At 60.9% G+C, this 14014-nt stretch carries 14 protein-coding genes; 5 read left to right on the top strand and 9 right to left on the bottom strand.

Annotated elements, in window-relative coordinates:
* Positions 1-5 precede the first annotated feature (5 nt).
* The 3 genes from OHL14_RS10905 to OHL14_RS10895 are packed head-to-tail and all read right to left on the bottom strand — an operon-like array spanning position 6 to position 2379.
* Positions 6-656, bottom strand: coding sequence for a DUF305 domain-containing protein (locus tag OHL14_RS10905; protein ID WP_263379376.1), 651 nt, complete (start codon positions 654-656; stop codon positions 6-8).
* A gap of 51 nt (positions 657-707) precedes the next feature.
* Positions 708-1568 carry an NAD(+)/NADH kinase gene (locus OHL14_RS10900; RefSeq protein ID WP_263379375.1) on the bottom strand — a complete coding sequence of 287 codons (861 nt, stop codon included), beginning with the start codon at positions 1566-1568 and terminating at the stop codon, positions 708-710.
* Between the two features lie 46 nt (positions 1569-1614).
* Positions 1615-2379 carry a TlyA family RNA methyltransferase gene (locus OHL14_RS10895; protein WP_263379374.1) on the bottom strand — a complete coding sequence of 255 codons (765 nt, stop codon included), beginning with the start codon at positions 2377-2379 and terminating at the stop codon, positions 1615-1617.
* A gap of 380 nt (positions 2380-2759) precedes the next feature.
* On the opposite strand from OHL14_RS10895, the gene OHL14_RS10890 reads away from it, so the two are divergent.
* Entirely contained in the window at positions 2760-3278 is a 519-nt protein-coding gene (locus tag OHL14_RS10890; RefSeq protein ID WP_263379373.1) for a sigma-70 family RNA polymerase sigma factor, read from the top strand.
* Positions 3275-4201, top strand: coding sequence for an anti-sigma factor (locus OHL14_RS10885; protein WP_263379372.1), 927 nt, complete (start codon positions 3275-3277; stop codon positions 4199-4201). The genes OHL14_RS10890 and OHL14_RS10885 overlap by 4 nt, the downstream gene beginning before the upstream one ends.
* A 251-nt stretch (positions 4202-4452) precedes the next feature.
* On the opposite strand, the gene OHL14_RS10880 is transcribed toward OHL14_RS10885, so the two are convergent.
* On the bottom strand, positions 4453-5988 hold the full coding sequence (locus OHL14_RS10880) for a YncE family protein (RefSeq protein WP_263379371.1): 1536 nt from the start codon (positions 5986-5988) through the stop codon (positions 4453-4455).
* 203 nt (positions 5989-6191) lie between these two features.
* Here OHL14_RS10880 and OHL14_RS10875 point away from each other — a divergent pair, with 203 nt between their 5' ends.
* Positions 6192-8354: a protein-disulfide reductase DsbD family protein gene (locus OHL14_RS10875; RefSeq protein WP_263379370.1), complete on the top strand. Its 2163-nt coding sequence runs from the start codon at positions 6192-6194 to the stop codon at positions 8352-8354.
* Between the two features lie 146 nt (positions 8355-8500).
* On the opposite strand, the gene OHL14_RS10870 is transcribed toward OHL14_RS10875, so the two are convergent.
* From OHL14_RS10870 to OHL14_RS10860, 4 genes are read right to left on the bottom strand one after another with little or no spacing between them, the layout of a single operon-like run.
* A complete protein-coding gene (locus OHL14_RS10870; protein WP_263379369.1) occupies positions 8501-8899 on the bottom strand; it encodes a PIN domain-containing protein in 399 nt (132 codons plus the stop codon).
* 20 nt (positions 8900-8919) lie between these two features.
* A complete protein-coding gene (locus OHL14_RS20225) occupies positions 8920-9150 on the bottom strand; it encodes an AbrB/MazE/SpoVT family DNA-binding domain-containing protein (RefSeq protein WP_396271309.1) in 231 nt (76 codons plus the stop codon).
* 44 nt (positions 9151-9194) lie between these two features.
* Positions 9195-10547, bottom strand: coding sequence for a replication-associated recombination protein A (locus OHL14_RS10865; protein WP_263379368.1), 1353 nt, complete (start codon positions 10545-10547; stop codon positions 9195-9197).
* Positions 10544-11356: a TrmH family RNA methyltransferase gene (locus tag OHL14_RS10860; protein WP_263379367.1), complete on the bottom strand. Its 813-nt coding sequence runs from the start codon at positions 11354-11356 to the stop codon at positions 10544-10546. Before OHL14_RS10860 ends, OHL14_RS10865 begins: the two co-directional genes overlap by 4 nt.
* Before the next feature lie 90 nt (positions 11357-11446).
* Here OHL14_RS10860 and OHL14_RS10855 point away from each other — a divergent pair, with 90 nt between their 5' ends.
* A complete protein-coding gene (locus tag OHL14_RS10855) occupies positions 11447-12076 on the top strand; it encodes an L-threonylcarbamoyladenylate synthase (protein ID WP_396271307.1) in 630 nt (209 codons plus the stop codon).
* 74 nt (positions 12077-12150) lie between these two features.
* Positions 12151-12831 (top strand): YdcF family protein, encoded by a 681-nt coding sequence (locus OHL14_RS10850; protein ID WP_263379365.1) that lies wholly within the window; start codon positions 12151-12153, stop codon positions 12829-12831.
* Between the two features lie 32 nt (positions 12832-12863).
* Here OHL14_RS10850 and prfB read toward each other — a convergent pair.
* Positions 12864-13992, bottom strand: a protein-coding gene (prfB, locus tag OHL14_RS10845) for a peptide chain release factor 2 (protein WP_263379364.1) whose coding sequence is annotated in 2 segments (ribosomal slippage) — positions 12864-13922 and positions 13924-13992 — 1128 coding nt in all. Because the reading frame shifts where the segments join, the coding sequence is not laid out codon by codon here.
* Positions 13993-14014: the final 22 nt, after the last annotated feature.

Raw genomic sequence — 14014 nt, 5'->3', positions numbered from 1 at the left:
CCTTGTTACTTCTTTTCTTTGGCGAGCATGGACTGCATGATCTTGATCTCGGCGCGCTGGGTGTTGTCGGCGTCGGTGGCGAAGTTGAAGAGGTCGGCGTCCTGCCCGGCCCCGGGGGAGTTGAAGAGGTCTTTCACCATGATGAGCGCGCCGTTGTGGTGCTGGATCATGCCGGTGAGAAAGAGGTGGTCGAACTGCGCGCCATGGGCTGCGCGGAGAGCGGTCATCTGGGCGGGCGTCAACATGCCGGGCATGGGGGCCATGGGCTTGCCGGACATGTCCATGTCGGGCATGCCGGGCATGGACATCGAAGTGGCTTTGCCGCGAGCGGCGAGCCAGCGCTTCATGAAGAGCATCTCGTCCGACTGCGAGCTGCTGATCTTGGCGCCGAGGGAGCGGACGCCGGCGTTGGTGGTGTGCGAGGGGATGAGGGCGGTCATCGCGACGGCCTGCGAGTGGTGCATGATCATGCCCTGCATGAAGTCGACGTCCGGGGCGGCGACGGGCGGAACGGAGGCGTGGGCGTCAGCGGAGAGCGTGCGGGTGGGCTGACCGGGGGCTCCGGGCTGGACGACGGTCTGCGCATGGACCCCAGCTGCGAAGAGCAGGCATGCGGCGAGAAGGACAGTGGCCGATTTAAGGTGATGGAGCAACATTTCGATGCTTCAACGCTACCACGATGGCCGGAGGGGAGAGGGGAGAGAGTTTTAGCGTTCGCCCCAGCTGAGTTTGCTGCGGAGGACGTTGAAGAGGCCGTTGGGGTGGAGACGGACCAGGTTCACTTTGCGGTTGGACTTGCGGCACTGGATGCGATCGCTGAGGTTGAGCTCAACCGCTTCCTGTCCATCAACGGTGAGGTACGTCTCGTGGGGCACGACGTCGACGGTAACGGCGATCTCGCTGTCGCCCGGGAAGACGATGGGGCGGATAGTGAGCAGGTGCGGACAGATCGCGGTGAGGACCATGGCATCGAGCGAGGGCAGAAGGATGGGGCCGTTGGCTGCGAGGTTATAGGCCGTGGAGCCGGTGGGGGTGGCGACGATGACACCGTCGGCGCGGAAGCTGGCGACGAACTGACCGTCGAGCTCGACGGCGAACTCGCCCATGCGGGCGATCGCGCCTTTGGAGATGACGATGTCGTTGAGGGCGTCCCACTCGCGGAAGAGCTTGCCGTCGCGGAAGAGGCCCGCGTGCATGAGGCTGCGGGTGTCGACGATGGCGGTGTTGCGCTCCCAGGCTTCGAGCGTGTCATAGAGTTCGGCGAGAGGGACTTCGGTGAGGAAGCCGAGGGAACCGAGATTGACGCCGAGGATGGGTGTCTCCGTCGAGGCGAAGGCGCGGGCAGCGGAGAGCAACGTGCCGTCGCCGCCGAGCGAGATGACGACGTTGGGAGCATGCTTGGGCAGGTCGCAGCGCTCGACGCCGAGGTGAGGCGTCTTGAGGTAAGCGGCGGACTCGGTGTCGAGGATGCAGTCGTAGTTGTGCGCCAGCAGCCAGCTGGTGAGCTCGGGGAGGATGGTCTCCATCTCTGGTTTCAAGGGCTTGGAGATGAGGGCTGCTAGGCGCATATAAGCCAGTGTAAGTCAGGGGACGGAGGACGGAAGGCGGTAGCCGCTAGAACTTTGCGTGGAGAAGGAACTCTTTGTTCCCTTCGGTGCCGAGGATGGGCGAGTCGATGAGGGCGACGGGGGTTCCGCCATTGTCGAGGACGCTGTTCTGGATACGCTTGATCGCGAGCTGATGGGCTGCGGGGTCGCGGACGATGCCGCCTTTGCCGACGTGCTCGCGGCCTGCTTCGAACTGCGGCTTGACCAGAATGACGGCCTCACCCTGCCAGCGGTCGCCCGCAGGAACGAGTGCGGAGAGCACGGCCGGGATGACGAGCGTCGCGGAGATGAAGCTGACATCCATTGCAAAGAAGGTGACTGGTGAAGGTGCGAGAGGGAGAAGCTGTCCGGGGGTGAGCAGGCGAGCGTTGGTGCGTTCGAGGAGCGTGACGCGGGGATCGACGCGGAGGGAGTGGGCGATCTGTCCATAGCCAGTGTCGACGGCGAGGACGGAGGTAGCGCCCTGCTGCAACATGCAGTCGGTGAAGCCGCCGGTGGAGGCGCCGATGTCGGCGCAGGCGAGACCAGCGACGGCGATGCCGAAGTCGCGGAGAGCGCCTTCGAGCTTGAGGCCGCCACGGCTGACGTATTTGAGGTCATCGCCGAGGATGCGGAGCGCGACATCGTCCGGGACGGAGGCGCCGGGTTTGTCGATCTTCTGTTCGGCGACCATGACACGGCCGGCGAGGATGAGAGCCTGGGCGCGTTCGCGCGAGGTGACCAGAGCGCGGTCGACCAGGAGTTTATCGAGACGAATCTTTGAAACAGGCATGAATGCGGGTACCTGCAGGTCGCGGCCGGAGATGGACAGAAGAGCGCGAGGTGCGGCGGCTGGTGGAGAGCTGCTGCTGTAAGGATAACGGAGAGGTTTGATGGGACGAAGGAACCTTCAAGTCGCTTGTTCTAAAAGCGTACTGGTCGGGTACATTCCGTAGGAATTGATCTGCCTTAAGGCCTGCGGGAGTTGTACGATGGCGTACACTTGGCCGTAAGCTGATTGGAAGCCAGCTGTCACCCAATTTTCGCAAGGCCGTCCATATCGGCTATTGCCTGTTTTACTGGTATATCTTGCCAAATCCGAAGCCCCCGCAGGTGCGTTCTATGAATGAGAGATTGGAAGGGTCTGAAGCAACGCCGGAGATAGCGCCCAGTATGGACGCCGCGCTTTTGGCTGGCCTTCAGAACGGCGACGAGCAGGCTATGGCCCAGCTCTACGACCGTTACTCCAAGATTGTGTATTCCGTTGCGTTGCGCGTGTTGCGAGACACGGCAGCGGCAGAGGATGTCATGCAGGAGATTTTCATGCAGATCTGGCGGACACCGGGCAGCTTTGTAGCAACCAAGGGAAGTCTTGGCGGCTGGCTGGCAGTGGTCGCGAGGAACAGGGCAATCGATACGCTGCGGCGAAAGAGGCCGAGCGAGGACATTGAGGATGTTTCCCTGGCTGCCTCCTTCAATCTTGCTGAGGACTCCGAAAGGAACCTTCTGATGGAACGGGCCCGCGCAGCCGTTGTATTGCTCCCAGCAGAGCAGCGCAAGATGCTGGAGATGGCGTTCTTCGACGGGCTTACGCACGCCGAGATCGCCGAGATGACGGGTGACCCGTTAGGCACTGTGAAGACACGTATACGCAGTGCCCTGATGACGGTGAGAAAGGCTTTCCAGGCATGAACACCACTAACCACATTTCGCAGGATGACCTTCTCCTCTTCGCGCTGCAGTTCATGAGCGCGCCCGAGGCAGCGAAGGCGCACGAACACGTACTGACTTGTGACGATTGTCACCGGCAGCTGGCCTGGATACAGGGCGATCTGGCGACATATGCGATGACGGCCGAGGTGCATATGCCCCCGGTGGCAGCGCGCGAGCGCTTGATGCGCAGTATTGCGCAGGACAAACTTCAAAGCAGCAAGACGCAGGATGAGGCTCCAGGCAAGCGTACAAACGGCAGCAGCAAGCTAATGACGATGCCTGCGGCAGAGACGGCAGCTACGGCTGAGGTCGTTTCGGGGGCGGAGGACGCGCAGCGTGAGAATGTGCGCTCGTTTGATAGCGCTCCAGTGAGGCGCAAGATCGGCGTGATCGGTTGGGCTGGCTGGGCTGTGGCGGCAACGGCCATTGTTGCCGGCGGATTGCAATATCAGCGGTCCGAAAATCTCAGAGACCAGCTGGCTGCGAACCAGGCGGAGTTGACACAGGTTTCGAAGCAAGCTGCGCAAGCGAGCCTGGTCATGGAGACGCTGACCGACACCAACACAAAGCAGGTGTCGTTAGCTCTACCGAGCACAACCGCTCCGACGGCGGTGCCAGAGGCCCATGCCTCTTACCTCGGACGCAAGGGGTCGCTGGTGTTTGTCGCCAACCACCTGAACCAGCTGACAGCAGACAAGACGTATGAGCTATGGCTGATTCCAACGGGTAAGGGCGCGGCTCCGATACCGGCGGGAACGTTCCGTCCGGATGCGGATGGACGCGCTCACCTGGTGATGGCTTCGCTACCCAAGGGTGTCGATGTCGCAGCGTTCGGTGTAACGGTTGAGCCAGACGGTGGATCGTCCGCGCCGACTATGCCGATTGTCCTGGTGGGTGGGTAAGCCGCAGCGATCAGCATAACTGCAGCGAACAGCAACAAGAGAGGCCGCCCTTTGGGCGGCCTCTCTTGTTGAGTCGAGGAAGAGTTTGCCTCCGGTCATGGCGCGGTGAGATTGCGAAACGGACGGGCACCCTTGATGAAGATGATGCTGACGGATAGAGGCAGCGGCTACGGAGATCACGGCTGCCTAAACGACGAATCGCCAGACCGATGTCTGGCGATTCGTGAGGATGCGGGCAACCGGGCCGAGAACTATGGGGAGGTGACCAGAACTCGAAGACCGAGGCCCTGCAGGTTCACGTGCTCCTGGATTGTGTTGGTGTTGGTGTAGAGGATGCTGAGGTACTGGCTGTCGCCTGAGGTGACGTAGACCTTGCCAGTGGGTGTGCCGACGGTGGCCGAAACGGAGTTCGGGTGGCCAAAGACGTAGCCGGCCGAGCTCGCGGTCGTGGGGGTAGCCGCAGCGGTCGACAGAGCCGGGATGGTCGCCGTCACGACTCCATTGACGAGGCTAACGACAGAGATCGAGCCTTCGACACCGTTCGGATACGCGGCATTGACACCCGCCTTGATGCCTGCGTTGACGACATAGGCTGCCGTACCGTCCTGCAGCACCGAGACCATGACCGGATTGACGCCGACGTTCACCGTATTGGTGATGGTGCCGAAGCCGGTGGCATCGGTGGGATTGGTCGAGCTGCACAACGGATTCGAGGGCTGGGTGATGCTGGAGCAGAGCGGAATGCCGATGATGCTGAGCGATCCCGGGTGGACGCCATCGCCCTGATTGAGGACGACAAGCTGGTCGCTCGTGGTGGAGATATCAGCCCAGACCGGGTTCGGTGCCGAGGTGCCTGCCGCGTAGGCTACGCCTGCATTGCTTCCTGCCGGATAGCTGATGGTGGGCAGCGTAATGGTCGGCGTCGTGGCATCGAGCGCATTGTTCACCACGTTGAGTACGGAGACGGTGCCCGAACCCTTGTTCATGATGTAGGCACGCCTATCGTCGGAGGTCATGACACCGTAGACCGGCGAGGCGCCTACGGGGATCGTGGTGGAGATGCTGAGCGACGAGGTCGAGGTGGCCTCGATGGCCGCGACCGAACCGTTGCCGCCTGCGCCCTGACTGATGGCATAGACGCGGGGGGTGTTATCGGCTCCGACGACGTAGACCGGGTTCGCGGCGACGGTGAGCTGCTGCAACAGCGAACTGGTCGCCGTGCTGAGGACCGCTATGCTGGAGGTCGCCGTCTGCGGAACAAAGATCGATGAAGTTCCGTTGTATGGCGTAATAGCCGAGATGCTGACCGGCGCGGAGCTCGCGGGCAGAGTCGTCTGCACGATTTCGCTGGTGATAAGCGCCGTCGGGTTGCTGGTCGCAAAGTCATTGAGCGAACCGGAGGCGTTGATGACGAAGCCTTCGTTGCCGCCGTTATTCAGCGCGAAGTAGTTGGGATTGGCAAGGATCGACGGTGTGGACAGGACGGTATCGCCAGAGAAGTCGACGAAGGTAGCCAGGCCCGCAGTGGTGGTACTCGGGCTGGAAACGGCAACGGCGTATTTCGTGGGCTGGCCGGCTGGTCCGACCGGATTGATGGCGCTGACCACTGGACGATACTGGTTACCGCAACCAGCGAGAGCCAGAATGGAGGCGAGGCCGGCGGCGGTGGCGAGATGAAGTACAGTCGATCCGCGAAGAGCGCGGGACTGAAGGACTCGCTGCGATGCCTGGGGCGAGATACGCGTGGCTGCTGATTGTTGCTGTGTCTGATGCAAATCTCGGTACAAAACTGCTCCCAAATCGGCTGCCGCTGGACGGCTTCGAAGTTACTGATGATTGTAAATGAATCTGCTGCCTGAAACTGCAAAGGGATAGGGCTGTGGAATGGACGCACGGAGCAAGGTTCCGGTAGCGGGCATTTGGAAAGAGCCTGCGGAAAGAGGAGCGTACGAGGATATCCCGATCGGAAACACGCCTCTACAATAAGGGGATGAAGATAACGGGTCGTAACTGGGCGGGTTTGCGGGCGATTGTGTGGGCGATGGGGTCGATGCTGGCTGCTGGTCAGTGGGCGCAGGCACAGCTGGTGACGGTCGGCAATGGTGGCCCGGGTCCCGTGAAGGCCGAACACCTGACCGTTGAACTGACGCAGCTAAGCCCGCAGATCGCCGCCGGTGGCACGGCGAAGCTGGGCCTGGTCATGACGATCGAGGAGCACTGGCACGTTTACTGGGTGAATGCCGGGTATGCAGGCGGACCGCCAACGATCAAGTGGACACTGCCTGCAGGCATCTCGGCAGGGCCGTTGCAGTTCCCTGCTCCGGTCCGGCTACCGCTGGGGCCTTACATGGATTACGGCTACGAGGACCAGGTGGCGTTCCCTGTGACCTTGACGGCCGCTCCTTCGACGAAGCCAGGAAAGGTGCATCTGGATGCGCAGGTGAGCTGGCTGGTGTGCAGTAGCCAATGCTTCCCCGGTAAGGCGCATCTGGGTATCGATGTAGATGTCGTAAAGGGACCGCTTGCTGAGCCGCCGCTGGTGGGCGCGCTGGGTGAGGCGTTGAAAAGCCTGCCCCAGCCACTGCCTGCGAACATGAGCGCCAGCGCGATCGCTGACGAGAAGCAGATTCTGATTACGTTGAAGACGGGTACGAAGGAAGAGGATGCGGAGCTGTATCCGTTCGACCAGGATGTGATTGCGGACGCAGCGGAGCAGGAGGTGGAGTCGCTTCCGGACGGGGTGCAGATTCGTGTGGACCGTGCGACCGACCCCGAGCATCCGGGACAGAGCCCGGCCCTGCCAAAGAGTCTGCACATGCTGGTAAAGCTAAGTTCGACAGAGTCCTACGACTTTACGACCGACGTGAAGCCGGGCACTCTGCCCGCTTCCGCACCAACGGCAAAGAAGTCCTCGGCTGCGCAAACCACGGACGTGACGGTGTTCACGGCCGTGCTGCTAGCGCTGCTGGGCGGTATGCTGCTGAACCTGATGCCCTGCGTCTTTCCAGTGCTGTTCCTGAAGGGACTGGCACTGGTGCACAGTTCAGGCGAAGAGAAGGCTCGGCAGCGGGCGCATGGCCTGATGTACACGGTTGGCATCCTGGTGAGCTTCTGGGCACTGGTGGCGGTACTGTTGGTGCTACGCGCAGGCGGGCAACAGCTTGGGTGGGGCTTCCAGCTGCAATCACCGGGATTCGTCGCAGTGCTGGCGTCACTGGTGTTCTTCCTTGGCCTGTCGCTGGCGGGGCAGTTTGAGTTTGGGCTGTCGATGACGAGCGCCGGTGGCGATCTCGCACAGAAGCAGGGCTTGACGGGCAGCTTTTTTACGGGCGTGCTGGCGACTGTTGTGGCGACGCCGTGCATGGGGCCGCTGATGGGGACCGCTGTAGGCTTCGCGCTCGCGCAGCCTGCCTGGGCGACGTTCCTTGTGTTCACCGCTGTAGGGCTTGGACTCGCTCTGCCGTATCTGGTGCTGACGATTCAACCGCAATGGACAAAGCTGCTGCCGAAGCCCGGCGCGTGGATGGAGACTCTGAAGCAACTGACGGCTGTGCCGCTGTTCGGCACAGCGATCTGGCTGGTATGGGTCTTCGGCCAGCTTTCTACAACGACAGGTGGGGATGCGGGCATCGATAAGATGGCGTGGCTGCTGAGCGGCTTCCTTGTGCTGGCGATCGCTGGCTGGGCTCTCGGCAAGTGGCCGGGACAGTGGAAGGGGACCATCGTGGCGGTGGTGCTCATCGCGATTGCGATCTATCTGCCGATCCGCAAGCCTGCGGTCGATACGTTGACCTGGAAGCCGTACACGCAGGCAAACTTCGATGCCGCACGTGCGACGGGCGATCCGGTATTCATCGACTTCACCGCGGCGTGGTGCCTGAGCTGCAAGTACAACGAGGGAGCGGTGCTGAAGTCCACTGAGGTGGAGAAGCAGTTTGGCAGCAAGCACTTTCAACTGCTGAAGGCCGACTGGACGCAGTACGATCCGATCATCACACAGCAGCTGGCATCGATTGGACGCAGCGGCGTGCCGACGTACGTGATCTATCCGCCGGGCAAGGTGAGCAACGCGGATGTGCTGCCGGAGTTGCTGACGAAGGATATTGTGCTGACGGCGATTGCGAAGGACTCGAAGCCGATGGGAGCGAACTAACGCGAGAGTAGAGGAGAGCGACGTTGGTTCCGTCGTTGCTCTACCCCTGCTGCTGCTCCTCAGTTCCTGCCGAATCGAGAGCACGACAGGAGTATAGGGAGATCGTTCAAAGTGAGGGTGCACGAAATTCGTGCTCTGCGAACGATTTATGCGAAGGGGCTTGTTATTGTCAGCCCGCCGATTTGCTGGCCGCCCTGCATATCTTCCGAGTAAACGACTTCACAGCCCGCCTCGATGGCCGAAGCGAGGATGGAAGAATCGTAGATGCGATAGCCGTAACGCTCAGCAATCTTTACAGCGGCTTCATGCGTCGTCACGGTGAGCGGCTGTGGCGGTCCGCAGAGGTTACGAATCGATGTCAGCATAAGACTGATCTCTTCCCATGACATCTTGAGTTTGCATCGCGCAACCGCCGTAATCTCATTCAATACCTGCACACTGATGAATCCTCCTTCTTCCAGGAGGGCCTCCACGATCTCAGCTTTGCGTTGTTCGTTTGAGAGGGTGTAAAGCAGAATATTAGTATCGAAAAACACACGCTTCACGTTCTTCTCCAGAATCACTTTTATCGCTCATTTGCCTCGTCGCGGTCGAACTTGTAGTTGGGAGGAAAAGGGCGCCGCAAAGAACGCAGTGTCTGGATCGCATGCTCTCGAGTGTGATCTTTGCGAAGACCTAGCTTCTGACTTCCATGGGCTTCAAGTTGGACATCGTCTCCAACCTTCAGATCCAGCTCTTCCGCTAAGGCGGCTGGGATTCGAATGGCTAGACTATTTCCCCACTTCGCGACCTGCATAAGCACCTCATGGATATACATTACATATGTATATCCATGATAGTTTATGTCGACTTGCGCAGCTTTGCAATCTCTTCCATGCGTTGTGCGAGTAGCTTTTCCCTGCCCTCATTCGTCGGCCGGTAGTAACGCCGTTCGCGCAGGTTGTCGGGCAGGCAGTGCATGTTAGCTACCTTGCCGTCGACATCGTGGGCATACTGGTAGTCCTTGCCGTAATCCAACTCTTTCATCAGCTTTGTCGGCGCGTTGCGTAGGTGCAGCGGGACGGGTTCGGCAGGGCGGGATTCGATGTCGGCGAGGACGTCTGCGTAGGCTGTGTAGACGGCGTTCGACTTCGGTGCCAGCGCCAGATAAACCACGGCCTGCGCCAGCGCGAGGTCGCCTTCGGGGTGTCCTAAAAAATGCATGGCATCGCGTGCGGAGAGGCAAAGATTGAGCGCTTCAGGAGCAGCGAGGCCGATGTCTTCGACCGCCATGCGGACGACGCGGCGGGCGACGTACATGGGATCTTCGCCTGCCGCCAGCATACGGCCCAGCCAGTAGAGCGCGGCGTCGGCGTCGGAGTTGCGCACGGACTTGTGCAGCGCGGAGATGAGGTCGTAGTGCTGCTCGCCCTTTTTGTCGTAGAGCAGGATGCGTTGCTGCAACGCCTCCCCAACAATGGTTTTAGATAGCAACGTTTCGCCTCGGCCTGTGGCGAGTTTGGCTGCGACTTCGAGGGCGTTGAGCGAGTTGCGGGCGTCGCCGCTGGAGTAGCTGGCGATGGTCTCGAGTGCGCCTTCTTCCGGCGTGAGGTTCAGATTGCCAAGACCTCGTTCGCTGTCGTTGAGCGCGCGCGTGAGCAACGCGAGGACCTCGTCCTGCGAGAGCGCGCGCAGCGTGTAGACGCGGCAGCGAGAGAGCAGCGCGGCGTTGATCTCAAAGCTGGGGTTCTCGGTCGTGGCGCCGATGAGGCGAATGCTGCCGCGCTCGACATACGGCAGGAAGGCGTCCTGCTGCGCCTTATTGAAGCGATGAATCTCATCGACGAAGAGAATCGTGCGTGAGCCGAAGTCGGCGGCCTTCTCGGCCTCCACCATCACCTGCTTGATCTCCTTGATGCCGGAGAGCACGGCGGAGAACTCGATGAAGCTGGCCGAGGTGACGTTGGCGATGATCTTGGCGAGTGTGGTCTTGCCGACGCCCGGTGGCCCCCAGAAGATGAGGCTCGCGCTGTCGGCTACGGATTCCAGAGTTCCGTTTGTTTCACCTTCGATCTGCAAGCGCAGCGGCTTGCCTGCGGCGAGCAGATGCGTCTGCCCGAAGAACTCGTCGAGCGAACGCGGCCTCATTCGCTCGGCAAGCGGCGCACGTTGGCGGCCACCGTGGTTTGCAGGAGTTGTGCCGAAGAGACTCATGCGGGGTCAGGCACCGTGGCAAGCAGGTTCTGGCGCGAGGCCTCGTACATCAGCGTGGAGCCGGCAATGGCTGCATTGAGCGATTCCACTGCGCAGGGAATGTGAACGAGAGAGGTAGCCAGTCGCAGAGCTTCTTGCGTGAGGCCGGCGCCCTCGTTGCCAACCATCAGCGCGCAGGGTGCGACCAGGTAGGCGTCCATCGCAGGCGTGGCATCGGCGGAACGCGCAACCGCAGCGAAGAGGCGAACGTCAGCAGTCTTCAGCGCAGCGGCGATGTTCGCGATGTTATCGCGCACGATGGGCATGCGGAAGACTGAGCCAGCAGAGGCGCGGACAGCCTTAGGGTTCCAGGCGCTGACGCAGTCGGGCGTGAGCCACGCCTGCGCGATGCCGAAGGCCTCTGCTGAGCGGAGCAGTGTGCCGAGATTGCCGGGGTCTTGGAGGGATTCGATGACGAGATGCAGACAGGGCTGCGCCACGGGATGCGGCTTCAGGTCAGGAATCGTCAGTGTTGCCGCGATCCCCTGCGGAGATGCGGTATCGACGGCACTGGTGAAGACCTCGCGACTGAGGACAACGACCGAGCGCGCGGTAACGCCTGCGAGACCGGGGCGGTCGAGGACGGACTCGTTGCCCTCGCGCAGATAGAGTGTGTCGAGCGGCAGGCCCGACCGCAGAGCCTCTGCGAGCAGATGTTCGCCTTCGACGCTGAGGAGTTCGCCGGGTTTCGTGGCTTCGCCGCTAAAGCCCGCGCGCAGCAGTTTGACGCGCGCGTTGGTGCGGCTCGTGATGGGCGGAGGAAGTTGCATCCAGGGGTTAGTGTACGCGGTGGGAAATATCCGAGAGAAGATGCGGTAGAGTTTGTGTGTAAGGACGGAGAGCACTTGATAGCTGATCTGATGAGGATGAATCCGGATGAACCGGAGCCGCACCTTGTGAGCCAGGTGGTGGAATCGCTGCAACGCGGCGACGTGGTGGCTCTGCCGACAGACACGTTCTACGGGCTTGCTGTCGATCCCATCAACCTGCGTGCGGTCGAACGCATCTACGAGTTGAAGGCGCGTGCGAAGCATAAGCCGCTGTCTCTGCTGATTGCGGATGTATCGCAGGCATACGATCTGGCGCGCAATATCGACAGCACCTTCGATCGCCTGGCCGAGAAGTTCTGGCCAGGACCGCTGACGATTGTCGTGAAAGCCGGCACAAAGCTTCCGCTGCGCGTGACCGCGAACACCGGCAACGTGGCTCTGCGTGTGCCCGAAGCGCCGATCTGCAGGGCTGTCGTGCGGGAGCTGGGGCTGCCGATCACGGCGACCTCTGCGAACCTGCGAGGTTTGCCGGAGTGCATGCACGCCGGATGCGTGCGCGACCAGTTCGGCGACCTGCTGCCGATGATCGTGGATGGCGGACCGACGGCGCGGAATATCCCCACAACGATTGTGGATTTAAGCGGTGGTGGGAACTCCTGGATGATTCTGCGCGAAGGCGCGATTCCAACGCATGAGATTGCCCTGGCTCTGCAACGCTAAGTTGCTTTGTCAGGTGAGGATGACTGGATTGTTTGTGGATGCGCCTTCATACTAGAGGGACGCATCTCATAGCTATGAGCCAAGACCGCACAACAGCCAAAGGTGAGAAGAGGCGCCCCGGATTTTTCAGGCGCGCTCTGCGCTGGCTGCTGGCGCTGGTGGTGCTGGCACTTGTGGGCTGGACGTTGTGGGTACGCCACCAGATACTGGCGGTCGCAGAGCAGGACCATGCGCAGCGTGCCGATGCAATCGCGGTGTTCGGTGCGGCTGAATATGCGGGCAGGCCATCGCCTGTGCTTCACGCGCGGCTGGATAAAGCGGTGTCGCTCTATAACCGCGATATTGCACCTGTGATCGTAACGCTCGGTGGCGGCTCGGATAAAGATTCTGGGCGAACCGAGGGCGGTGTGGGTCGCGACTATCTGTTGGCGAACGGCGTTCCGTTCGACAGAATCATCGCTGAGACACAGTCGTTCGATACCGAACAACAGGTACAGCGCCTGAGCACGATTGCCGCAGAGAATAACTTCCATACGATTGTGGTGGTGAGCGATGGAACGCACCTGTTCCGCATCGCCCTACTATGTAAGCGTGCGGGGCTGACGGTCTACACCTCGCCCAGACAGCCGCTGGGACACATCGATGACCTGGACGCAGCGCAGCGCATGATGCACGAGATACTCAGCTATACCTCGGTGCGTCTGGACCTGCACCTGAGCTGGTTGCATCGCTGGTTGGAGAGCCACAACAACTAGTTGCAGTTGTAGATTTCCTTTGCCTGCGAAGGCTACTCGTCGTCTTCTACGATCGGCGCCGGGATGTTGCCTTCCCTGCGCATGCGCAGGTAGCCGCGGATAAACGGATCGAGCTCGCCATCGAGGACCTTATCCACATCCCCAACTTCAACTCGCGTGCGAAGGTCCTTCGCCATGCGGTACGGCTGAAGCACGTAGCTGCGAATCTGCGAGCCGAACTTGATATCGAGCTTGGAGTCTTCGAGCTTGCGGCTGATGGCCTTCTTCTTATCGAGCTCGTATTCATAGAGCTTGGAGCGCATCATTTTCATGGCGCGCTCCTTGTTTTTGTGCTGCGAACGCTCGTTCTGGCAGCCCGTCACGAGGCCAGTGGGAAGATGGGTGATGCGCACGGCGGAGTCTGTTGTGTTGACGTGCTGGCCGCCCTTACCGCCGGAACGATAGGTATCGATGCGCAAATCCTCCACCTTGATATCGATGACGATGGTGTCGTCGATCTCAGGCGAGACAAACACCGAGGCGAAGCTGGTGTGGCGACGCTTGGCGGAGTCGAACGGCGAGATGCGAACGAGACGATGCACGCCGGTTTCACCGGAGAGCAGCCCGAAGGCGAACTCGCCGCTGATGGTGAAGGTGGCAGACTTGATGCCCGCCTCGTCTCCGTCCTGAATTTCGTTGATCTCGACCTTGTAGCCCTGACGCTCGCCCCAGCGGATATACATGCGCATCAGCATCTCAGCCCAGTCCTGGCTTTCGGTGCCGCCAGCGCCGGGGTGGACGGTGACGATCGCATTCAGCGGGTCGGTCTCGCCGGAAAGCATGGTCTTCGATTCAAGGGCTTCGGAGAAGGCCACCAGCGCGGGTATCTCGCGAGTCAGATCGGGCTCGGTGTTTTCGCCTTCGCGGGCCAGTTCAAAGTAAGCTTCGATGTCGTCCGAGCGGCGACCGAGTTCTGCGTCATCGGCGAGCAGCGTTTCAAGCCGTTTGCGTTCGCGCATCAGCGGCTGCGAACGCGCGGCATCGGCCCAGACCGAGGGGTCGGAGATCTTCTCTTCTACAACGGCTAGCTCAGCTTTAAGTCGGGAGGCGTCAAAGATACTCCCGCAGATCGCGAACCTTCTCGCGAACCGGGGAGTACGTAAATTCGAGGTCAGACAACATAGATACAGTTTATCCGTTTATG

Source organism: Granulicella paludicola, assembly GCF_025685545.1.
GTDB lineage: Bacteria > Acidobacteriota > Terriglobia > Terriglobales > Acidobacteriaceae > Granulicella > Granulicella paludicola.
This window is presented reverse-complemented; position numbering and strand designations above follow the sequence as displayed.